This is a genomic window from Micromonospora sp. IBSANI012 (assembly GCF_052814045.1).
This window is the reverse complement of record NZ_CP199933.1, coordinates 3,041,030-3,061,842: the sequence shown is the minus strand read 5'-3', so window position 1 is coordinate 3,061,842 and position 20,813 is coordinate 3,041,030. Positions and strand designations below refer to the sequence as shown.

Annotated in this window: 17 protein-coding genes; 9 read left to right on the top strand and 8 right to left on the bottom strand. The window is 70.3% G+C overall.

Annotated features, from left to right (window positions below):
* Positions 1-65 precede the first annotated feature (65 nt).
* From ACTWM8_RS14020 to ACTWM8_RS14005, 4 genes are all read left to right on the top strand, one after another.
* Entirely contained in the window at positions 66-1,043 is a 978-nt protein-coding gene (locus tag ACTWM8_RS14020) for a LysR family transcriptional regulator (protein WP_446214206.1), read from the top strand.
* 79 nt (positions 1,044-1,122) lie between these two features.
* Entirely contained in the window at positions 1,123-1,626 is a 504-nt protein-coding gene (locus tag ACTWM8_RS14015; RefSeq protein WP_446214204.1) for an O-acetyl-ADP-ribose deacetylase, read from the top strand.
* 418 nt (positions 1,627-2,044) lie between these two features.
* Positions 2,045-3,253, top strand: a complete 1,209-nt coding sequence (locus ACTWM8_RS14010) for a low temperature requirement protein A (protein ID WP_446214203.1) — start codon at positions 2,045-2,047, stop codon at positions 3,251-3,253.
* 188 nt (positions 3,254-3,441) lie between these two features.
* Positions 3,442-4,083: a GNAT family N-acetyltransferase gene (locus ACTWM8_RS14005; RefSeq protein ID WP_446214202.1), complete on the top strand. Its 642-nt coding sequence runs from the start codon at positions 3,442-3,444 to the stop codon at positions 4,081-4,083.
* Between the two features lie 33 nt (positions 4,084-4,116).
* On the opposite strand, the gene ACTWM8_RS14000 is transcribed toward ACTWM8_RS14005, so the two are convergent.
* On the bottom strand, positions 4,117-4,932 hold the full coding sequence (locus ACTWM8_RS14000; RefSeq protein ID WP_446214549.1) for an RNA polymerase sigma-70 factor: 816 nt from the start codon (positions 4,930-4,932) through the stop codon (positions 4,117-4,119).
* A 293-nt stretch (positions 4,933-5,225) separates the two neighbouring features.
* On the opposite strand from ACTWM8_RS14000, the gene ACTWM8_RS13995 reads away from it, so the two are divergent.
* Positions 5,226-5,711, top strand: a complete 486-nt coding sequence (locus ACTWM8_RS13995) for a carboxymuconolactone decarboxylase family protein (RefSeq protein ID WP_446214201.1) — start codon at positions 5,226-5,228, stop codon at positions 5,709-5,711.
* Positions 5,712-6,508: 797 nt separating this feature from the next.
* On the opposite strand, the gene ACTWM8_RS13990 is transcribed toward ACTWM8_RS13995, so the two are convergent.
* Entirely contained in the window at positions 6,509-7,180 is a 672-nt protein-coding gene (locus tag ACTWM8_RS13990) for an HAD family hydrolase (RefSeq protein ID WP_446214200.1), read from the bottom strand.
* An 864-nt stretch (positions 7,181-8,044) separates the two neighbouring features.
* Between ACTWM8_RS13990 and ACTWM8_RS13985 the strand changes: the two genes are divergently transcribed.
* A complete protein-coding gene (locus tag ACTWM8_RS13985; protein WP_446214199.1) occupies positions 8,045-8,551 on the top strand; it encodes a hypothetical protein in 507 nt (168 codons plus the stop codon).
* A gap of 1,018 nt (positions 8,552-9,569) precedes the next feature.
* Positions 9,570-10,196, top strand: a complete 627-nt coding sequence (locus tag ACTWM8_RS13980) for a hypothetical protein (protein WP_446214198.1) — start codon at positions 9,570-9,572, stop codon at positions 10,194-10,196.
* 87 nt (positions 10,197-10,283) lie between these two features.
* On the opposite strand, the gene ACTWM8_RS13975 is transcribed toward ACTWM8_RS13980, so the two are convergent.
* Positions 10,284-11,192, bottom strand: coding sequence for a hypothetical protein (locus ACTWM8_RS13975; protein WP_446214197.1), 909 nt, complete (start codon positions 11,190-11,192; stop codon positions 10,284-10,286).
* 377 nt (positions 11,193-11,569) lie between these two features.
* Positions 11,570-15,085 carry a methionine synthase gene (gene metH, locus ACTWM8_RS13970; protein WP_446214196.1) on the bottom strand — a complete coding sequence of 1,172 codons (3,516 nt, stop codon included), beginning with the start codon at positions 15,083-15,085 and terminating at the stop codon, positions 11,570-11,572.
* A 260-nt stretch (positions 15,086-15,345) separates the two neighbouring features.
* On the opposite strand from metH, the gene ACTWM8_RS13965 reads away from it, so the two are divergent.
* Together ACTWM8_RS13965 and ACTWM8_RS13960 are read left to right on the top strand one after the other, a co-directional pair.
* Positions 15,346-16,215 carry a PAC2 family protein gene (locus tag ACTWM8_RS13965; RefSeq protein WP_154937452.1) on the top strand — a complete coding sequence of 290 codons (870 nt, stop codon included), beginning with the start codon at positions 15,346-15,348 and terminating at the stop codon, positions 16,213-16,215.
* Positions 16,216-16,339: 124 nt separating this feature from the next.
* Entirely contained in the window at positions 16,340-17,131 is a 792-nt protein-coding gene (locus ACTWM8_RS13960; protein WP_446214195.1) for a GntR family transcriptional regulator, read from the top strand.
* Between the two features lie 153 nt (positions 17,132-17,284).
* Here the strand turns inward: ACTWM8_RS13960 and mshC are convergent, their stop codons facing one another.
* The 4 genes from mshC to ACTWM8_RS13940 all read right to left on the bottom strand — a co-directional run bounded on the left by mshC (position 17,285) and on the right by ACTWM8_RS13940 (position 20,800).
* Positions 17,285-18,523: a cysteine--1-D-myo-inosityl 2-amino-2-deoxy-alpha-D-glucopyranoside ligase gene (gene mshC, locus ACTWM8_RS13955; RefSeq protein ID WP_446214194.1), complete on the bottom strand. Its 1,239-nt coding sequence runs from the start codon at positions 18,521-18,523 to the stop codon at positions 17,285-17,287.
* Between the two features lie 67 nt (positions 18,524-18,590).
* The gene (locus ACTWM8_RS13950; protein WP_446214193.1) at positions 18,591-19,409 is read right to left on the bottom strand and encodes an SCO1664 family protein; all 819 of its coding nucleotides are present in this window, start codon (positions 19,407-19,409) and stop codon (positions 18,591-18,593) included.
* On the bottom strand, positions 19,406-19,984 hold the full coding sequence (locus ACTWM8_RS13945) for a DUF3090 domain-containing protein (RefSeq protein WP_446214192.1): 579 nt from the start codon (positions 19,982-19,984) through the stop codon (positions 19,406-19,408). The genes ACTWM8_RS13950 and ACTWM8_RS13945 overlap by 4 nt, the downstream gene beginning before the upstream one ends.
* A gap of 111 nt (positions 19,985-20,095) precedes the next feature.
* The gene (locus tag ACTWM8_RS13940; RefSeq protein ID WP_446214191.1) at positions 20,096-20,800 is read right to left on the bottom strand and encodes an MSMEG_4193 family putative phosphomutase; all 705 of its coding nucleotides are present in this window, start codon (positions 20,798-20,800) and stop codon (positions 20,096-20,098) included.
* Positions 20,801-20,813 lie beyond the last annotated feature (13 nt).

The window sequence follows — 20,813 nt, the reverse complement described above, 5'->3', positions numbered from 1 at the left end:
CACGCTTCCCGCCGAACGGCGTTCACGGAACTAAAGCTTCAGGGGGTCAGCCTTAAGCTGGTTTGATGCTGATCGGCCCGGACCACCTGCGCCTTCTCGCCCTGATCGACCGGCACGGATCCCTGTCGGCCGCTGCGGCGGTGCTCGGCGTGACCCCCGCCGCGGTGACCCAGCAGGTGGCCCGGGCCGAGCGTGACTGCGCCGCTCCGCTGGTACGACGTGGCCCCCGGGGTGCCTCTCTGACGGCCGCCGGCGCCGCCCTGGCCACCCACGGCCATGTGATCGACCGCGAGACGAGGCAGGCCAACGAGGAGGTGGCGGCGCTGCTCGGCAGACTGTCGCTCCGGTTGCGGATCGGGGCGTTCCAGGCGGCCGCCCTGCACCTGCTGCCGCCGTCGCTGACGGCGCTGCGCCACCGGCACCCCGACGCCGACCTGTCCGTCATCGACATCACGTCCGAGCAGGGCATGCCCGCCGTCGCCGCCGGTCAACTGGACGTGGCGGTCATCGCCGCCTGGGACGCTCCGCCCGTCCCGCCCCCGCACGTCCGGGCACATCCACTGCTGACCGACCCGATGGTGGTCGTCCTACCGGACGACCACCGCCTCGCCGCCCACCACCCCACGGACGCGCCCCTGCGCCTGGAACAGCTTCGGGACGAAGCCTGGGTGACCATCCGGGCCGGGCACGCCGCTCGCGCACAGTTCGACCGCGCCAGCGCCGCCGCCGGCTTCACCCCGAAGGTACGGTTCGAGACCGAGTCGTACGACGTCGCGCAGGCCCTCGTCGCCACCGGTATTGGTGTCGCACTGGTCTCGCGCCTGGCCCTGACCAACACGGCGGGCACCACCCACCGCGAACTCGCCCCGCCCACCCTGCACCGCCGGCTCTACGCCGCGACGCTCACCGACACCGCCCTCACGCCCCTGGTCGGCGCCTTCCTCCGACTGCTGGACGACGTCGCCCGGGACGTCAGCGGCACCTGGGAGACGCCGCCCCCCGGGTTTGGCACCACGCACCTGGGCCCGGCCACGGGGAACTGAGCAGCGGACCGCCACCTGCTCCTGCGCCGCGGTGCTCCCGCGCCGCTCGGACCACCTGCCGCCGGTGACATGATGGGGCATGCCCGCGATCGAAGTGGTGCTCGGTGACATCACCGCCGAGGACGTCGATGCCATCGTCACCGCGGCCAACGAGTCGCTGCTGGGCGGCGGCGGTGTGGACGGGGCGATCCACCGCGCGGCCGGACCGCGACTGGCCCGGGCGGGTGCCGCGCTGGCGCCCTGCGACGCCGGCGACGCGGTCGCCACACCGGCGTTCGACCTCGACCCACCGGTGCGCCACGTCATCCACACGGTCGGCCCGGTATGGGAAGGCGGCGGCCACGGCGAGGCCGACACCCTGGCCTCGTGCTACCGGCGCAGCCTCGCCGTCGCCGACGGGATCGGCGCCCGCAGCGTCGCCTTCCCCGCCATCGCCACCGGCGTGTACGGGTTCCCGCCGGAGCAGGCGGCGACGATCGCGATCTCGACCATCAGGGCCACGCCGACCCAGGTCGAGCGCGTCCGCCTGGTCGCCTCCGATGAGGCGACGTACCAACTGTTGACCACGGCGGCGCGGGCGTGAACCGCGACCGGCGGCCCGTGTGTCGAGCCGTGGAGCGAGCCGGGCGCGCGGCGGCGGCACCGAGGTGAGGCCGGCGGTCACGTCGGTCCGCTGAAAAACGGCGCGTCGTCGTAGCGCGGCCGCCCGGGCCCGCTGAGCGCTGTGAGCCTTGCGTACGCAGTTCGACAATCGCCGGTCGCCCGACCTCGCGTCGACTAGCGTTGAGCGGGGCGGTGTGAAGCCACGCGGGAGCACCGGCCCCTGCCCTGTCGCGTACCCGGGAGGGTCCGGTCGGCCGGCCGACCTGGACGTTCCCCCGGCGCCCGAGCTGCGCGACGCGGTTGTCAATCGTCCCGGCGCCGACGGTCGGCGACATCCGGGGATCAGTCCGAGATCTGAGAGGGCGGCCCGGCGTCGCGAGATCGAGAAGGCCGAAGTGATGGATGGCGGACGCCGGCTGATAACGCGGGAGCCGGGCGGTGCACGACGGACCGATCTGCTGGAGCTCTTCTTCGACCTCGCGGCCATCGCCACCCTGACCTTGACCTCGGAGAAGATGGCGACCGAGCAGAGCTGGACGGGTATCGCCCAGGCACTGCTCGCCCTGTCGACGCTCTGGGCGGTCTGGGTGACCACCACGTCGTTCACCGACCTCTACAGCCCTCAGGCGCGACCCGTCCAGCTCGTGATCCTGGGCATCATGTTCGGCGGCATGCTGATGTCCGCCGCCCTGCCGACCGCGTTCGGCAACCACGGCCTGGTGTTCGGCGCCACCTGGGCCGGGATCAACTGGGGTCGGGCGTTGGTGGTCATCCCGTCCCTGCGGGGCCGACCGGAGCAGCAACGCCCGAAGCGGGTCCTGCTCTGGACCACGGTGTCCGGGACCTTGTGGATCATCGGCGGCCTGATTCCCTCCCCCGGTACCCGTCTCGCCCTGTGGCTGGCCGCGTTGGCCGTGGACTACCTCGGTTTCGGCCTACGGTTCCCGATCCCCGGCCGACCGCCACTGCCCAGGTACGACGTGGTGCCGGAGCACCTGGCCGAGCGGTACCAGCAGATCTACGTCCTCACCCTGGGCGAGCTCATCCTGGTCACCGTCCTCACCCTGAGCGACATGCCGTTCAGCGCCGGCCGGATCACCGCGTTCGCCACCGCGTTCGTCGCGGCGGTGCTGCTGTGGTGGAGCTACGCCCGGGGAGCCGGCGCCAGGCTGAGTACCGCCATCGAGCGCTCCCCGCACCGGGAGCGGCTCGTCCAGACCAACCCGTACGTCCACTGGCTCATGGTGGTGGGCGTGGTCGGCGTCGCCGCCGGATTCATGCGGGTCATCGAGCATCCCAGGGAGCGGCCGGACGACACCCTGACCGCGCTCATCCTGGGCGGCGCGGCGCTGTTCCTGGTCGGGCGGGCCACGCTAGACCACGAGGTCCTCGGACGCATCCCGCTCTCGCACGTGGTCGGCGTCCTCGTCGCCGTCGCCCTCGCGCCGGCCGCCCCGTACCTGTCGAACCTGGTCCTGGGCTTCGGCGCCACCATCGTCCTGCTGGGAGTCGCGGCGGTGGAGTTCGTCAGACGGCAGCGCTCGGACGGGCCTGCGGCCCCGGATGAGGACGAACGCCCGGCATGTCGCCCGGAAGACGGCCGTTGACGTCGTGGCAGGGGTCCGGCAATCGCGCGGGACGCTACGGCGAAAGTCCTGCCCGGGCGCAATCTTTCCGCGTGGTCCGGCGACGACGGCGTCGCTTGGCGTTGAGCTATCGCCGGCCTTCTGCCGAGATCAGTGCGTCGGATGTATCTCGCTTGCCCAGACGGATCGTGACGGACAGGATGCGGGACATGCTCGCCGATCTGTGGCCGCTGTACGGCCTCACCATCGTCACACCGCACCTGCAGCTGCGCCTGCCACGCGAGGAGGAACTGGCTGAGCTGGCCGATCTCGCAGGCCAGGGCGTGCATCGTCCCGGCGAGCGGCCGTACCTGACCCCATTGACCGACGGCAGCCATGCGGACCGGGCGCGGTCTGTCCTGCAAGGACACTGGGACCAGCTTGCCTCCTGGGACGTGGCAGCGTGGCGGCTCGGGATGGGCGTCTTCCGGGCGGGCCAGCCGATCGGCATGGTCACGCTTCGCGCACGGGACTTCCCGGTGGTGAGACAGGTGACGACCTCGGCCTGGCTCGGCGTGGATCATCAGGGCAGAGGCTATGGAACGGAGGCGAGGGCCGGACTGCTCACCCTTGCTTTCGATCATCTCGGCGCCACCGCCGCACTGACCGAGGTGTTCCAGGACAACCACTCCTCCCAGGGCGTATCGCGCAAACTCGGCTACGAGCACGACGGGATTTCCGTCGATGCGCGCGACGGTGAGGCCGTCGTCTCCGACCGCCTGCGTCTGACCCTGCAGAAGTGGCGCCAGCACAAGCGGCCAGCCGTGACGGTCGACGGCGTGGACACCTGCCGAGCCTCGTTCGGCCTCTGATCCCGCATCCGGATCTGCCGCTCACCGCACGCCTCAGCGTCGCAGGGCGGTCTCCCGCTCCATGTGCGACAGCTTCTCGGGATTGCGCACGGCGTAGAGCCCGGTGATGAGGCCGTCGTCGATGCGCACCGCCACGACGGAGTCGATCTCGCCGGCCTGCCAGAGAATCAGCGCCGGGTAGCCGTTGACCTGCGCCGGCCGCAGCGACGCGGTGTCGGCAAGCCTGCCCAACCCGGCAACCAGCAGGCGCGCCACCTTGTCGGCCCCCACCACGGGCCGCGGGACGGCCTGCTTGACTCCGCCACCGTCACCCACCAGCACGACATCCGGTGCGAGGATGTCGAGCAGACTCTGTAGATCGCCCGTTTCGGCCGCCCGCCGGAACGCCTCGAGCGCGTCTCGGGTCTCAGCCGCGGAAACGACCCCGCGCGGCCGGCGCGCCGCAACGTGTGCCCGTGCCCGGTGCGCGATCTGGCGGACCGCGGCCTGGCTCTTGTCGACGGCTTCGGCGATCTCGTCGTACCCGACATCGAACACCTCGCGCAGCACGAACACCGCCCGCTCGGTCGGCGTGAGCGTCTCCAGCACCAGCAGCATCGCCATCGAGACGCTGTCGGCCAGCTCGACGTCCTCGGCCACGTCGGGCGTGGTGAGCAGCGGCTCGGGCAGCCACGGACCGACGTACGACTCCTTGCGGCGGCCGAGCGAACGCAGCCGGCCGAGTGCCTGGCGGGTGGTGATCCGCACCAGGTAGGCACGCTGATCCCGCACCGTACCGAGATCGACACCCGCCCACCGCAGCCAGGTCTCCTGCAGCACGTCCTCCGCATCGGCGGCCGAGCCGAGCATCTCGTAGGCGACGGTGAACAGCAGGTTGCGGTGGGCGAGGAACGCCTCGGTGGCGAGGTCCGGGCGGTCGTCGCGGCCGCTGTCCCTGCCACGATCGTCGGGTGCGGCCTGCGACGTGCCGACCATGGGTGACTCCTGTTCGCTCGCGACTGTGTCACCCACCAGATGCCGGGCCCCGCCGTTGTGTGACACCAAGACCTTGTGGCGGGCGTCACCTAATCCCGCTGTCACAGGGATCTGATCGGCGGCATCTCGTGTTCGTCCAGTGCAACACCACGAGGAAGGCCGGAATCATGGACGCTCGCTTCAACATGCTCGACAACGAGATCGCGGTCAAGTTCTTCAAGCGGTTCGCCAACGCCAGCCTGGTGATCCATCAGTCGCCGCTGCCGAAGTCCACGCAGGAGCTGGTGTCGCTGCGGGCCAGCCAGATCAACGGCTGCGGTTGGTGCATCGACATGCACACCAAGGAGGCCGCGGCCGCCGGTGAAACCTCGGTCCGGCTCAACCTGGTCGCCGCCTGGCGCGAGTCCACCGTTTTCACCGAGGCCGAGCAGGCCGCGCTGGCGCTCGCCGAGGAGGGCACCCGGCTCGCCGACGCCCACCACGGCGTGTCCGACGAGACCTGGGCACAGGTACGCAAGCACTACGACGACGACCAGATCGCCGCGCTGGTCTCCCTGGTCGCCCTGATCAACGCGGCCAACCGGCTCGCGGTGATCGTGCACCAGCAGGGGGGTTCCTACGAGCCCGGCATGTTCGCCGCCGCGTTCAACTGACCGGCAGACGAATCCGGCCCGATTCAGGATCATCCGATCCTGGGCCGGGCCCGCGCGTGTCTGGGCGTCACTTGGCGTTGATCTGTTGCCGCTCTACTGACCTGTCCGGCACGGGATGGCGATTTGGACGCTGAGCTGCACAAACGCTTGGCACCGGTGGCCGTCGTTGGTCGCCGTGGGTCCGCCTTTGACGGCCTGGCGACGGCCTGGACCTGCTGCTTGTGGACGATGCGAAGGCTGCCCCCATGCCCTCCGACCCCTCGCTTGCAAGTTCTGGGCGCTTCGTCCGGCGGGGTCCAGCTGGATCCTCCACATTGAACTGCCGGCGGTCTGCGGGGCGTGCCGGCTGTCCCAAGCGCCAACGCCTTCGGGCTCGGAGCGTTGCTTCCGGTGCTGGTCATCGTCCATGGTGCGGCTCTTGTCGGCGCGTACGCGGTCACTGGACGGTGGATGATGTCCCCCGCCCTGCGGGCCGGGGTCTCAGTGTTGACCACCGGTGCCGTCGTCGTGCTTCTCTCCTGGACGTACTTCGCGCTTGCCGGCCTGCCTCTGCGGAACGCCCTGTGCCCGGCCGGAGAGCCGCCCTGGTGGCCGTACTGGTTGCCACCCTCCCACGACGTCTATCCGTAGTCATGCGGACCATCAGACGTTGAAGCTGAACCTAGATCGGCCCTCCCGTGACCTGCGGCAACCTCGCCGGCACCCTGGCCACGCCCCAGATTTGGCTCATGGCATCGGTGGCTTGTTGCCGACGTTTCACGCTGTCCTGTGCCCCGTGTGTGCCCCAGACGGCTCCTTCAGCCCCGGGACGGCTCGCGCAGCAGGGCGGGCAGATCGCTGAGGGCGGGGAACGCGGTTCCGCCCCAGCTCGGGTCGGTGTCGTTGTGCTCCGTGGTGCGGAACACGGTCATGCCGACCACTGCCGCGCCAGTCAACTCGCCGTCTGCGCCGTCGCCCACGAAGACGCACTCCGCCGGCGCAACGCCCAGCCGCCTCGCGGCAGCGCGGTAAATCGCCGGACCTGGTTTGGCCAGCCCAACGTCGCAGGAGAAGACCGCTACGTCGAAGCGGCGGGCGAGCCGGCTCTCTGGCCATGCCTCCGCGGTTTCCGAGGTGGCGTTGCTGAGGAGCGCAAGCGGATGGCCGTCGTCGCGCAGCGCGTCAAGCACATCCAAGGTGGCGGCCGAGACGCTGTCCAGCACCCGGCGCGCGAGGGCTCGCCGACGTTCCCCGGCCCGTGCTACCTGCTCCTCAGTCGGCGTGCCGCCCAGGCGACCGGCGAGGATACGAACGGTTTCCTCCACGTCCCACCGGACCAGCCGGTCACGCCAAGTGGCGTGGTACGCCGCGACCAGCGCCGCCGGAGCTACCCCGACCATGAGCGCCATCTCGCCGACTACCCGGTCGCGCTCGTCGTCGGCACCCTGAACCAAGGTGTGGAAGAGATCGAAGATCACTGGCCGAGACATGCGCGCATCCTACTGAGGTAGTCACGCCGTCATCTGTCACGCACGTCCCGAGACCCGACATCGCCGGCGGCCGGTGTCCTGCGCCGGTTGATGCTTCACACTCGTGACGGCCTAGGTGGGCAGCGGGGGGAGTCTGCGCAGCTCAGGCAGGGTGGCGGCGTCACTTGGCGTTGCAATGTGGAAGGCCTTGGGCGTATCCGCTTCAATAGGACCGGACGGCCTCTGACCTGTGCTGGGCTCTGCGGTCGATCGTCATCGTTGGTCGTCGTTGGTTCACCTCAGACGGCCTGTAGACGACATGACCTTGGGCCTCCCTCGGTGTCGCCAGGATGGCCGCTTGTCCCCCAGAGATCGGCAATGCGGCCGGGTTCGGCTCGCACCGCTGGTCGACGGTCCGGTGGTGGTCGCCATGGTTGCGCATGGTGTCGTCGGTTGCTGTATTTCGTTGCTGTACCGCTTGGCCTCGCCTACCGGCTAGGCCGAGCCCCTGCAACCTGAGCCCTAGATCATTCCGCGCATGGTCCAGATCTTGGCCGATGGTTCCTCTGATCACCCTTTTCGGTTGGCCAGTTGCGGCGGCAGTATGTCCATGTGGCATAGACGGTCAGGGAACACCAGGTCCACACGTCGTCGTTTCGGGTTGCTGTCGGCGTCGGCACATCCAACTAAAACTTGGCTCCGCCATCCGATCGGCGCTTGCCTTCTCGTGCCAAGGCCTGTTCAATCGGATTTCAGCCGCCCGTCGCTTCCCACTGAAGGATCAAGAAGATGCCAGCCGAGTGCGTGGTGGACAACTGTGGAGTCCTGGCCATTGGAAGGTGCAAGAAAGCGGGGTGCTCAGTGCCCGGCGGCGCCCCTTTCTGCATGTCGCACAACTATGCAGGTACGTGCAATTTGTGCTTCCGCGCCGCCGACCGTCTCGAAAATAAGGTGGCCACTTCCATCGGAGCAGCGCGAGAAAAGCTCAAGCGGATCGCTGGAGCACTGGTTGCGGCTGGAGTGGAACCCAGGGATAGGTATGTCGAGGGAACCACATCCAAGCAGGTACGTGCGGGATTATTCTGGTTAGACACCAAGATGATTGATATTCGAGATCCAAGCAGAGACCGCTACGGTTGGCTGCTTGGCTCGCATCCGTGGCTGATTGAAAGCCGTACATACGACGGCGAAACGAGGAATCATCAGCTTACCTTGGCAACCTACCTTACAAAGGATGGCGACCTAGCGGCCGAAGGCGGGCGGGCCGGCAAAATCGATGATGGAATGCCGTACGCATACCTACGAGGCGACCGGGAACTTCAGTTCTGGGAAACGCTGGTTGCTGAGGCAACTGATGTCGCCCAGCGATTCGGCGTGCACGATCTCCCATAGCTCTTTCCGACCCGCCCTTCTCCGCCGCACCACCAACGTGACGTATTCTGTGTGAAGGAACCAACACAGCTCACTGAGCTGCCGGGTCGGTGCGGTCTAGCTGCGACAACGCTACATCGCAGTCCGTGGACGTTCGCTCTTAGCCGTGCCCGTCGTGACCCAGCTAGTCACCCACCGGGCAAACGGCTGGCCTTAGGTCGATGAGCCCGGGTAAGAGCTGTGCGGTCTTTCGAGCAGATACACGGTGCTGTCCAAGATGCTGGCCTTAGCCTGGACAACGCGCCACCCGTCGGCGGCAGCCCTGTTCAGGTAAACCGGCGCGACCTGCCCGCCATCCCACTCCTCTAGCCGACCGGCCGGCCCGACGAATACCGCCTTGTACGGTGGTTTTGGGGGGTATATGACGAGCTGAGCGTAGATGTACTTGTCCGAGGCCATAGAGCATCCTATCTGGACCTCAGCTCAAGTCGCCCCACCTTGACCAACGCTCGGTTTCCCGGTCTGCGCCTTCTAGCCATCCCGTCGGCCTTCGTCCGCACCCCGTGGAGTGGGTGGGGCCTGCCCGGTCAAGGTGGAGCACCCAGCGGCTGAACGACCTTGACCGGGCAGGCCCCACCTGCTCGGCTTTGCCCGGACGGAGGTTGTCGGGATGGCGCCCACCATCCCGGAGTGCCCGAGGACCCCGCCGGAGGCACTGCCCTTGCATCGATCAACTCTCAAGCCCTGGATCTGCCAGCAACCAAGGCGGCCCGGGGCTCCTTCGTATGTCGCGCCGCCGGCGGGGCTCTACCGCCGGCCGCCGGGAGCGAAGCGGCAAGGCGGCCGAGCGGCGGGCCGATTGGCCCGGCCCCTGGTCGGCGGCGCGAGCGGCCTGCGAAGCGGGCCGCCTTGATCTCGTACAGAAAGTTCTCACACCTATTCAGTTCCGAAGCTGTCCGGTCTCAGGACCTGCGTGACAGATCGGTATCAGGATCTGGGTGACACTCATCTTGCTGACCCGGCATGGATCATGAGGAGCATGAGTGTCTCCCCGCCCGGCGCGCCAAACGCCCTTGCCGAAGCCGTCCGAGACGAGCTGGTTGCCGCTGGCCTGCCCGTGCTGCCCTGGCAACCGTGGGATGACTTCCCCCCGGGCACCGGCGTGGTCATCCACGCCCACGCGGACGATCCTGGGGCCTGGATCGGCTGGAAGGAGAGCAGTGCGCTGCATTACGCCGTCCTCGCGGCCATGGAAGCGGGCGCGTGGTCGCCTGACGGCTCGGAGATGCATCCCGCGATCCGGCATGCCTCGACCGTCACGGACGCCATGCTCGCCGCGATAGCGCAGATCCTCACATCGGTCGGGTTCCGAGTAGTCCTGGACGCCGACGACCTTCAGCCGGACCTGATGCTGGTGCGAGAACGACAGCCTGGACCGAGCTGGCGTGACCCGGCGGGTCCGCCGCTACCCGGCCGCGCCTACATGCCCGGCGTGCGAGTGCGACTGATTGAGGGCGAGTACGCCGGGTCCGAAACCGTCGTGCGCACCTTTTGGCAGGTCAACACCGCCGAGGGGCCGTCATACGTGTACCAGGTCGAGCATCCCCACGGAACCGGAGAGCTCGAAGTCCCCGCGACTGCCCTCACCTGGGCGCAAAACGACTAGAGGTCCTGTCCTGTCACCCAGGTCCGGATACCGATCTGTCACGCAGGTCCTGAGACCCGACAATTCAGTTCCGAAGCCATCCGACGCCTAGTCGGCTCGGTGCGGCTCATGCATCCCCGCTATATCAGCGTCGATGCGCTCAAGCGTCGTCGGCGCTGGCGCGACCGGTGCACCCCACCTTTCAGCAGGGCGAGCCGCCCTTACAGGCCGCTTGCCACCTCCACGAGCAGTACACTCTTGCCGGAAGTTGTCCGTCAGCATGTCTTCACGACGGCTCGCACCCTTGCAGTCGTACTCGTAGACCGCAATCTCACCCGCTACGAAGATTTGCATTATGGACACCCGATCACCAAAGCGCTTCGACCCCCAGAATGGAGAGACGGACCACTGGGCGATCTCCGGGTCCATGCCCGCGCGAGGGTTGAACCTCACTACGGCATCGTCGTCCCATGGACTAATAGTCACGCGAGCAACGTCGGTTACTGGCCCTCGCACCACCCTACTTCCCCATTGCAGGCTTGCCTTCCTGCCGTGATCAATCCCCATCACCGGGCGGACCTCAGCGAGGTAGCAGGCGCCGTCGACCAGTGTCCGGTGCCGATCAATGCGGGCGAGCCGGTTGATCCACCCCAGAAAGTTTGCGTCCGGGTCGCTCACGAAGGGCTGCATCTCCCTGAGCCGCCGCTGCTGGTGCTCGGGCAGGCCCTTGAGGCGATAGAGGTTGCGCTTCCATGCGGCCTCATCCTCGTAAATAGGATACTGGAGAACTCCCTCGCTGGGTGGCGGCAGTGCGCCGGATGCATAGGCGGCCGCCGCCCAGATGATGTAGTCGAGTGACGCTCGCAGGTTGTAGAGCCACTCACCGAACAGCCCCGCGAAGTCGGCTGGGATCGGCTCGTTCTCGATCACTCGGATTACGTGCACCCCTTCGCCCTGGTGCACCAACTGGATGTCGTGGGGCTGCCGCTCCACATAGTCGTTCCACACCTCCACCATGTCTCGGCGGCGTGAAACCATTCGACCGCCTCGGCCTCGCCGAGCGCGAAGCCGTTGCGCCGCGACTCAATATTCTGGTCGTAAACCGCAGCTGCCGATCGCGCCGCTTCCACCTTGCGACGATGTTCCGATTTGGCGGCCTCTAGGTCGGCTAATCGCTTGCTTTCTGCGTCTCGGCGTACCTGGGGCACTCCGATCCCGGCTTCACCCTCCGGATCTACACCCACCTGCTGCCGACGAGCGACGACCGCACCGGCCGCGCTATCGACCACGCCTTCGCCGACGACCCACAGACGCTGGACGGCCTGGAGACGGCATGATCATGCAAAACAGGGCTCTTCCGGGTGCTCCGCCGCAGGTCAGAGCACCTGCGGTGATCACTTGGCGTTGAAGTAGTTCGCCTCCGGGTGATGCACCACGATCGCGTCCGTCGCCTGCTCCGGCACGAGCTGGAACTCCTCGGACAGCTGCACCCCGATCCGCTCCGCGCCCAGCAGCTCCACGATCTTCGCCCGGTCCTCCAGGTCCGGGCAGGCCGGGTAGCCGAACGCGTACCGGCAGCCCCGGTAGTCGGTGCGCAGCAGGCCGGCCAGGTCCGCCGGGTCGTCGTCGGCGACGGTACGGCCACCAGGCAGGGTCAGCTCCGCGCGCACCCGCCGGTGCCAGTACTCGGCGAGCGCCTCGGTGAGCTGCACGGACAGCCCGTGCACCTCCAGGTAGTCGCGGTACTCGTTGCCGGCGAACATCTTCGCGGTGTACTCGCTGATCGGCTGCCCGACGGTGACCAACTGCAACGCCACCACGTCCAGCTGGTCGCCCTTCGGGCGGAAGAAGTCGGCCAGGCAGAGCCGGCGCTCCTGCCGCTGGCGGGGGAAGGAGAACCGGGCCCGCTCGACGCTGCCGTTCTCGTCGAGCACCACCAGGTCGTTGCCCTCGGCGTACGCCGGGAAGTAGCCGTACACCACCGCCGCCTCGAGGACCTTGTCGGCGATCAGCCGGTCCAGCCAGTAGCGCAGCCGGGGCCGGCCCTCGGTCTCCACCAGCTCCTCGTACGACGGGCCCTGGCCGCCCCGGGCGCCGCGCAGCCCCCACTGCCCGAGGAAGGTGGCCCGCTCGTCGAGCAGCGCCGCGTAGTCGGCCAGCGGCACCCCCTTGACCACCCGGGTGCCGAAGAACGGCGGGGTGGGCACCTCCACGTCGTTGGCCACGTCGGAGCGGACCGAGGCGTCGTGCAGCTCGGGCAGCGCCTCGGTGACCATGGTGCGCTGCCGCTCCCGGCGGGCCCGCCGGGCGGCCAGGGCGGCCTCCCGCTCCGGGTCGACGACCGGCGCGCCACCACGCTTGGCGGTCATCACCCGGTCCATCAGGGACAGCCCCTCGAAGGCGTCGCGGGCGTAGTGGACCTGGCCGGGGAACATCGACCGCAGATCGTCCTCGACGTACGCGCGGGTGAGCGCGGCCCCGCCGAGCAGCACCGGCCAGCGCTCGGCCACCCCTCGGGAGGCCATCTCGGCCAGGTTCTCCTTCATGATGACGGTGCTCTTGACCAGCAGGCCGGACATCCCGATCGCGTCGGCCCGGTGCTCCTCGGCGGCGTCCAGGATCGCGGTGATCGGCTGCTTGATGCCGATGTTGACGACCTCGTAGCCGTTGTTGGACAGGATGATGTCGACCAGGTTCTTGCCGATGTCGTGGACGTCGCCCCGGACGGTGGCGAGCACGATGCGGCCCTTGCCGCCGTCCTCGGCCGTCTCCATGTGCGGCTCCAGGTAGGCCACCGCGGTCTTCATCACCTCGGCGGACTGCAACACGAACGGCAGCTGCATCTGCCCCGAGCCGAACAGCTCGCCGACGACCTTCATGCCGTCGAGCAGCAGGTCGTTGATGATCGACAGCGGTGACCGGCCGCCGGCCATCGCCGCGTCCAGGTCGGCCTCCAGGCCGTTGCGCTCGCCGTCGACGATCCGCCGCTTGAGTCGCTCGTCCAGCGGCAGCGCGGCCAGTTCCTCGGCCCGCCCGGCCCGCGCCGACGCCGCGTCCACGCCCTCGAACGCCTCGATGAACCGCTGCACCGGGTCGTACCCCTCGCGGCGCCGGTCGTAGATCAGGTCCAGCGCCACCTCCCGCTGCTCGTCCGGGATCCGGCTGATCGGCAGGATCTTGCTGGCGTGCACGATGGCGCTGGTCAGGCCCGCCTGCTGGCACTCGTGCAGGAACACCGAGTTGAGCACCTGCCGGGCCGCCGGGTTGAGCCCGAACGAGACGTTGGAGATGCCGAGGGTGAAGTTGATCCCGGGGTAGCGGCGGGCGATCTCCCGGATGGCCTCGATCGTCTCGATGCCGTCGCGCCGGGTCTCCTCCTGCCCGGTGGCGATCGGGAAGGTCAGCGCGTCGATGAGGATGTCGGAGCGGTCCATCCCCCACCGTCCGGTGAGGTCCTCGATCAGGCGGGCCGCGATCCGGACCTTCCACTCGGCGGTCCGCGCCTGCCCCTCCTCGTCGATCAGCAGCGCCACCACGGCGGCGCCGTGCTCCTTGACGACCGGCATCACCCGGGCGTAGCGGGACTCCGGCCCGTCACCGTCCTCGAAGTTCACCGAGTTGACCACGCACCGGCCGCCGAGCATCTCCAGCCCGGCCTCGATCACCGCCGGCTCGGTGGAGTCCAGCATGATCGGCAGGGTGGAGGCGGTCGCGAAGCGCCCGGCCAGCTCGCGCATGTCCTGCGTGCCGTCCCGGCCGACGTAGTCGACGCAGAGGTCGAGCAGGTGCGAGCCGTCCCGGGCCTGGCTCCGGGCGATCTCCACGCACGCCTGCCAGTCGGCGGCGAGCATCGCCTCGCGGAACGCCTTGGAACCGTTGGCGTTGGTCCGCTCCCCCACCATCAGCACCGAGGCGTCCTGCGCGAACGGCACCGGGTGGTAGATCGAGGAGACGCCGGCCTCGTGCCGCGGCTCGCGCGGCGTCGGGGTCGTGCCGTGCAGCCGCTCGGCCAGCACCCGGATGTGCTCCGGCGTGGTGCCGCAGCAGCCGCCGACCAGCGCCACGCCGTACTCGGCGACGAACCGCTCCAGCGCGTCGGCCAGCTCCACCGGGGTCAGCGGGAAGTACGCCCCGTCCGCCGTCAGCACCGGCAGACCGGCGTTCGGCATCACCGACAGCGGGATCCGGGAGTGCTGCGACAGGTAGCGCAGGTGCTCGCCCATCTCGGCCGGGCCGGTCGAGCAGTTCAGCCCGATCAGGTCCACGCCCAGCGGCTCGATGGCCGCCAGCGCCGCCCCGATCTCGCTGCCCACCAGCATGGTGCCGGTGGTCTCCACCGCCACGTGGCAGATGATCGGCACCTTGCGGCCCAGCTCGGCCATTGCCCGGTGGCAGCCGACCACCGCCGCCTTGACCTGGAGCAGGTCCTGGCAGGTCTCCACGATCAGCGCGTCCGAGCCGCCCTCGATCAGGCCGGCGGCGTTCTCCTGGTACGCGTCGCGCAGCGTCGCGTACGCGGTGTGCCCGAGGGTGGGCAGCTTGGTGCCCGGCCCGATCGACCCGAGCACGAACCGGGGCCGCTCCGGGGTGGCGTACGCGTCGGCGGCCTCCCGGGCCAGGCGCGCGCCGGCCGCGGAGAGCTCCCGGATCCGCTCCGGGATGTCGTACTCGCCGAGGTTGGCGAGGTTGGCGCCGAAGGTGTTGGTCTCCACGCAGTCGGCCCCGGCGGCCAGGTACGCCTCGTGCACGCCGCGCACCACGTCCGGCCGGGTGATGTTGAGGATCTCGTTGCACCCCTCCAGCCCCTCGAAGTCGTCGAGGGTCAGGTCGGCAGCCTGCAACATCGTCCCCATCGCCCCGTCGGCGACGAGGATCCGATCGGCCAGCACATCCAGCAACGAAGTCCGCACGGGTTCAGGTTAATGCGACGATGCGCCCGTCGGTCCACAGCCGTAGCCGGTCCCACATTCTGCCAGCGGGAACGCGCATCCCTTTCGTACCCTTTGGGCGGTCCGCCGGCGCGGCGGACCGGCGCGGCCGACGGGCCGCACCTGGCGCCGCCACGTAGGCTGGCGGACGTGAAGGACATCAGGGACGCCACCGTGCACGGCGGTCGGAGGACCGGGTCGGCGCCCGGCGCCGTCTCCGACGAGCAGGGTGAGGTGACGGCGTGACCGAGTTCGACGGGCTGCCGGTGCTGCGGTCCCCGGTGGCGATCGCCGCCTTCGAGGGCTGGAACGACGCCGCGGACGCCTCCACCGCCGCCGTGGAGCACCTGGAGCAGGTCTGGCAGGCCCGCCCGGTCACCGAGCTGGACCCGGAGGACTTCTACGACTTCCAGGTCAGCCGCCCGACCATCACGATGGCCGAGGGTGAGACCCGGCGGGTCGAGTGGCCCACCACGAAGTTCATGGTGGCCAGCCCGGAGGGCACCGAGCGGGACGTGGTGCTGATCCGTGGCATCGAGCCCAGCATGCGCTGGCGCACCTTCTGCGAGCAGGTGCTGGAGATCTGCCACAGCCTGGAGGTCGAGCGGGTGGTACTGCTCGGCGCGCTGCTGGCCGACGTGCCGTACACCCGTCCCCTGCCGATCAGCGGCAGCGCCTCCGACGCCGAGGCCGCCCAGCGCTACCAGCTCACCCCCACCCGCTACGACGGGCCGACCGGCATCGTCGGGGTGTTGCAGGACGCCTGCACCCGGGCCGAGGTCGACGCCGTCTCGTTCTGGGTGCACGTGCCGCACTACGCCAACAACCCGCCCTGCCCGAAGGCCACCCTGGCCCTGCTGCACCGGGTCGAGGACGTGCTCGACCTGCCGGTGCCGATGGCCGACCTGGCCGAGGAGGCCGCCGAGTGGGAACAGCGGGTGCGCGGCGCCGCCGAGCAGGACGCCGAGCTCGGTGAGTACGTCCGCGAGCTGGAGGAGCGGGTCGGCGACGCCGGCATCACCCCGTTGACCGGGGACGAGATCGCCCAGGAGTTCGAGAAGTACCTGCGCCGCCGGGGCGGTTCCGCCGGCCCCACGGCGGGTTCCTGGTAACACCCCTTCCTCGTCGCATCGACCCCGGACGCTCACGTCCGGGGCCGATTTGCGTGCGTGTCGGGGTGGTGCCGGTCACGCCCTGTAGGGCATCCTAGGAACCTAGTGGTATGAGGAGGCGGGTGTGCAGATCAACCCGGGGGCCGCCGAGTTCCCGCACCGGCAGATCGCCGCGCAGCTCAAGACCCAGGTGCGCCGCGGCGACTGGGCGCCGGGCGAGCGGCTGCCGTCCATCCCGGCCATCGCCGAGATGTTCGGCGTGGCGAAGCAGACCGTGCAGCGCGCCGTCGACCAGCTGCGGGTCGAGGGCATCCTGATCACCAAGCCCGGCTCCGGTACGTACGTGCGGGGCACCCGGCGTCGGCTCAACCGGCTCTCCCGGGGCCGCTACGGCGGCTTCCGCGGCTACCACACCGACCTGGCCGCCCGGTACCGGCAGCAGTTGGTCTCCGTCGGCCGCTCCCCCGCCCCGCCGGAGGTCGCCGACGCGTTCGGGGTGCCCGACGGCACCGAGCTGCTCTGCCGCCGGCACCTGGTACGCACCGAGGACTCGCCGGTGGAGGTGGGCGCCTCGTGGTTCCTGCCGGCCGACACCGCCGGCACCTCGCTGGAACGGGCCGAGGCGTTCGGCCGCCCCCTCTACCAGGAGGTCGAGGAGGCCACCGGCCGCCGGTACGTCTCGGCCACCGACACGATCAGCGCCCGCCAGCCCAGCCGGGAAGAGGCGGAAACCCTCCAGATCCGGCCGGACACCCCGGTGCTGCACCTGCTGCACGTCGCCTACGACGAGAAGCGCAAGCCGATCGAGGTCGCCCAGGCCACCTGGCCCGGCCCGATGACCACCCTCACCGAGGAGTACAAGATCCCCGCCCCCACCCCGGACCAGGACCCCGACCCCGGCCTGGTGCTCGGCTGACCCCCTCCGCACCCGGTAGGAAACCCACCACCCGACCCTCATGATCCAGTCGCATTTACCGACACGACACGCCGTCGGTGGTGTCGGTAAATGCGACTGGATCATGGGGCTGCGACCGGGGCGGCAACCGCCGGGGCGGCCGCCGGCCGAGGCTCAGAGGCGGATGCCGAGGAGGGCGTCGACGGTGTCGGCGAAGAGGGCCGGCCCCTGCGGGTCGTCGCCGGTACCGGCCAGGGCGCGGTCGGCCCAGTCGTCGGCCAGCGCCAGGGCGCCGGGGGTGTCGAGGTCGTCGGCGAGCCGGGCGCGTACCCCGGCCAGGAAGTCCGCCCCGGACGGCCCGGCGGGCGCGGCGGCGGCCCGCCGCCAGCGGTCCAGGCGCGCGTGCGCGGTGGTGAGCAGGTCGTCGGACCAGGCGCGGTCGGCGCGGTAGTGCCCGGACATCAGGCCCAGCCGCACCGCCATCGGATCGACCTTGTCGGCGCGCAGCCGGGAGACGAAGACCAAGTTGCCCCGGGACTTCGACATCTTCTCGCCGTCCAGGCCGATCATGCCGGCGTGCATGTAGTGGGCGGCGAAGGGCGCCTCGCCGGTGAGCCGCTCGGCATGCGCGGCGGAGCACTCGTGGTGCGGGAAGAGCAGGTCGTTGCCGCCGCCCTGTACGTCGATCCGGTCGCCGAGCAGGTTCAGCGCGATCACCGCGCACTCGATGTGCCAGCCGGGGCGGCCGGCGCCCAGCTCACCGCCGGGCCAGGACGGCTCGCCCTCGCGGGCGCCGCGCCACAGCAGCGGGTCGAGCGGGTCGCGCTTGCCGGCCCGGTCGGGGTCGCCGCCGCGCTCCGGGAAGATCTCCAGCATCTGCTCGCGGGTCAGGTTCGACTCGTAGCCGAACTGCGGGGCGGCGTTGACGTCGAAGTAGATGTCGCCGGTGCCGTCGTCGAGCCGGTACGCGGCGCCGTCCTTGAGCAGGACGAGGACCTTCTCGGCGATGTCCGGGATCGACTCCACCGCGCCGACGTAGTGCGCCGGCGGGATGATCCGCAACGCCTCCATGTCCTCCCGGAACAGCGCGGTCTCCCGCATGGCCAGGACCTTCCAGTCCTCGCCGTCGCGCGCCGCGCGCTCCAGCAGCGGGTCGTCGATGTCGGTGACGTTCTGCACGTACCGCACGGTGAGGCCCGCGTCGCGCCACATCCGCTGCACCAGGTCGAACGTGATCATGGTGGCGGCGTGGCCGAGGTGGGTAGCGTCGTACGGGGTGATGCCGCAGACGTACATGGTGGCCGCGCCGTCGGGACGGCTGGGGTGGATGCCGCGCCGCGCCGAGTCGTACAAGCCCAGTGGCCCGCCGCCGCCCGGCAGCCGTGGCACCTCGTGTCCCGCCCAAGACTCCATGACCGTCAGCCTAACGAGCCGTCAGGCGGCGGGCAGGCACCCCACGGGTGATCAACGTGACAGCGACTCACATGGGGGGCCAGGGCATCGCCGGCCAGTCCTGCGGGGGCTGCGGGTAGCACCCGGTCTCGCGCAGCCGGTCGATCCGCGCCGCCAGCTCGGCGATCTCCCCGATCGTGAGGTGGACGGACAGCTCCTCGCCCAGCTCACCGGCGACCTGGCCGGCCAACGTGTCGAGCATCTCCACCGCGTCCGGCGGGAGTTGTCGGCCGGCCCAGCCCCAGAGCACCGTGCGCAGCTTCTCCTCCACGTGGAAGCAGACGCCGTGGTCGACGCCGTAGAGGCGGTCGTCCGGGCCCACCAGCACGTGGCCGCCCTTGCGGTCGGCGTTGTTCAGCACCGTGTCGAGCACCGCCAGCCGGGCCAGCCGCGGGTCGTCGGCGTGCGCCAGGGCGTACGCGGCGCCGTCGTCGTCGCGGGCCGCGGCGACCGGGAACCAGCGCGGCGGCACCGCCTCGGCGGGTACGAAGCCGACCAGCGGCTCGGCGTCGTCCGGCTCGTCGATCCAGAGCTGGCAGGAACCGGGGCCGAACGGGCCGTCGCGGAGCACGGTCGGCGGCACCAGGTCCCAGCCGGTGGCCCGGGAGACCAGGTAGGCGGCGACCTCCCGGCCGGCCAGGGTGCCGTCGGGGAAGTCCCAGAGCGGCCGCTCGCCGCGCACCGGCTTGTAGACGCAGCGGGCCGTCCGCCGGCCCAGGGTCAGGATTCCGCGCAGGGTGGTGTTGGAGGCGTCGACCAGCCGCCCCTCCAGGGCGAGCTCACCGTCGCGCAGCAGCCGGAGCGCCGCGCTGCCGTCCTGGCGGGGCTGCAACTCCGACGAGGTCACCGGTGGTAACCGTTGTGCCGCGGGCAGAGGTGCCCGGCGGGGTCGAGCGGCTGGCCGCAGAGCGGGCAGGGCGGGCGGCCGGCGTTGACCACCCGGCGGGCCCGCTCGATGAACTCCCGGGTCGCCTCTGGGGTCAGCCGGACCCGGAGCCGGTCGAGGTCCTCGTCCGGCTCCTCGACGTCGTCCTCGTCGTCGTCCTCGTCGCCGCCCAGCTCGACCTCGACCTCCGCCTCGCCGGCGGCGATCGCCTCGATCACCACGGTCGCGCTGTCGACGTCGAAGGCCAGGCCGAGGGTGCCGACCCGGAACTCCTCGTCGACCGGGGTGTCCAGCGGGTCGTTGTCGCCGACGAGGGCGGGCGCCTCGGGCAGGTCGACGCCGAACCGGCGCTGGGCCTCGGCGAGCAGCTCCTCCAGCTTCTCGGCGAGCAGGGAGACCTGCACCTTCTCCAGCGCGACGCTGACCAGCCGGCCACCGCCGCGCGCCTGGAGGAAGAACGTACGCTCCCCCGGCGGCCCGACGGTCCCGGCGACGAACCGCTCCGGCGGCTCGAAGGCGTGCACCTGGTGGGTCATACCCACGACCCTATCCGGCACACGGAGGCGTCGCGCACCGCACCGAGGGTGGTTCAGCCGAGGGCGAAACGCCGCCAGCCGCTCGCGCCGCGCCGGGCGTGGCGGGGCCCCTCACCCGGCCGCCCCCGCGCCGCCGCCGACCGCGGCGTCCGAGTCGGTCGGCCGGGTCGCCCGCCGGCGCCGCTTGCGCGGCGGCGGCACCAGCCCGGCGAGGTCACCGCCGGTGTCGTTGAGCCGGACCAGGAAGGGCCGCAGCGGCGTGTAGCGGATCGCGGTGACCGACGCCGGGTCCGCGACGATGCGCTGGAACAGATCCAGGTGTACGCCGAGCGCGTCCGCCACGATGGCCTTGATCACATCGCCGTGGCTGCACGCGAGCCAGACCGCCTCCGGCCCGTGCTCGGCGGTGACCGCGGCGTCCCAGGTGCGCACCGCGGCGACCGCCCGCGCCGCCATCGCCGCCATCGACTCGCCCTCGGGGAAGACCACCGCGCTCGGGTGCTGCTGCACCACCGGCCAGAGCGGCTCCCTGGCCAGTTTCTTCAGTGGCTGCCCCTCCCAGGTGCCGTAGCCGCACTCGATCAGGCCCTCCTCGACCACCGGCTGCACCTGCGGCAACGCCAGCTCCAGGGTCTGCCGGCAGCGGATCAGCGGGCTGGTCACCACGGTGGCCAGGGGCAGGGCGCGCAGCCGCTCGCCGACCGCGGTGGCCTGGGCCCGGCCGGTGTCGTCCAGCTCGACCGGCCGGCGGCCGGCCAGCCCGCCGTCGGCGTTCGCCGTCGTCCGGCCGTGTCGCAGAAGCAGAAGGGTCGCCACGACACCACCCTAG

Bases quoted from the DNA above. Each gene is read 5' to 3' on its own strand.
- ACTWM8_RS13995 (WP_446214201.1), top strand. From the start codon at position 5,226: ATGGACGCTCGCTTCAACATGCTCGACAACGAGATCGCGGTCAAGTTC.
- ACTWM8_RS13975 (WP_446214197.1), bottom strand. From the start codon at position 11,192: ATGGTGGAGGTGTGGAACGACTATGTGGAGCGGCAGCCCCACGACATC.
- ACTWM8_RS13990 (WP_446214200.1), bottom strand. From the start codon at position 7,180: ATGTCTCGGCCAGTGATCTTCGATCTCTTCCACACCTTGGTTCAGGGT.
- mshC (WP_446214194.1), bottom strand. From the start codon at position 18,523: ATGGAGTCTTGGGCGGGACACGAGGTGCCACGGCTGCCGGGCGGCGGC.
- ACTWM8_RS13980 (WP_446214198.1), top strand. From the start codon at position 9,570: ATGAGTGTCTCCCCGCCCGGCGCGCCAAACGCCCTTGCCGAAGCCGTC.
- ACTWM8_RS13945 (WP_446214192.1), bottom strand. From the start codon at position 19,984: ATGACCCACCAGGTGCACGCCTTCGAGCCGCCGGAGCGGTTCGTCGCC.
- ACTWM8_RS14005 (WP_446214202.1), top strand. From the start codon at position 3,442: ATGCTCGCCGATCTGTGGCCGCTGTACGGCCTCACCATCGTCACACCG.
- ACTWM8_RS14000 (WP_446214549.1), bottom strand. From the start codon at position 4,932: ATGCTCGGCTCGGCCGCCGATGCGGAGGACGTGCTGCAGGAGACCTGG.
- ACTWM8_RS13985 (WP_446214199.1), top strand. From the start codon at position 8,045: ATGTCGCACAACTATGCAGGTACGTGCAATTTGTGCTTCCGCGCCGCC.
- ACTWM8_RS14015 (WP_446214204.1), top strand. From the start codon at position 1,123: ATGCCCGCGATCGAAGTGGTGCTCGGTGACATCACCGCCGAGGACGTC.
- ACTWM8_RS14020 (WP_446214206.1), top strand. From the start codon at position 66: ATGCTGATCGGCCCGGACCACCTGCGCCTTCTCGCCCTGATCGACCGG.
- ACTWM8_RS14010 (WP_446214203.1), top strand. From the start codon at position 2,045: ATGGATGGCGGACGCCGGCTGATAACGCGGGAGCCGGGCGGTGCACGA.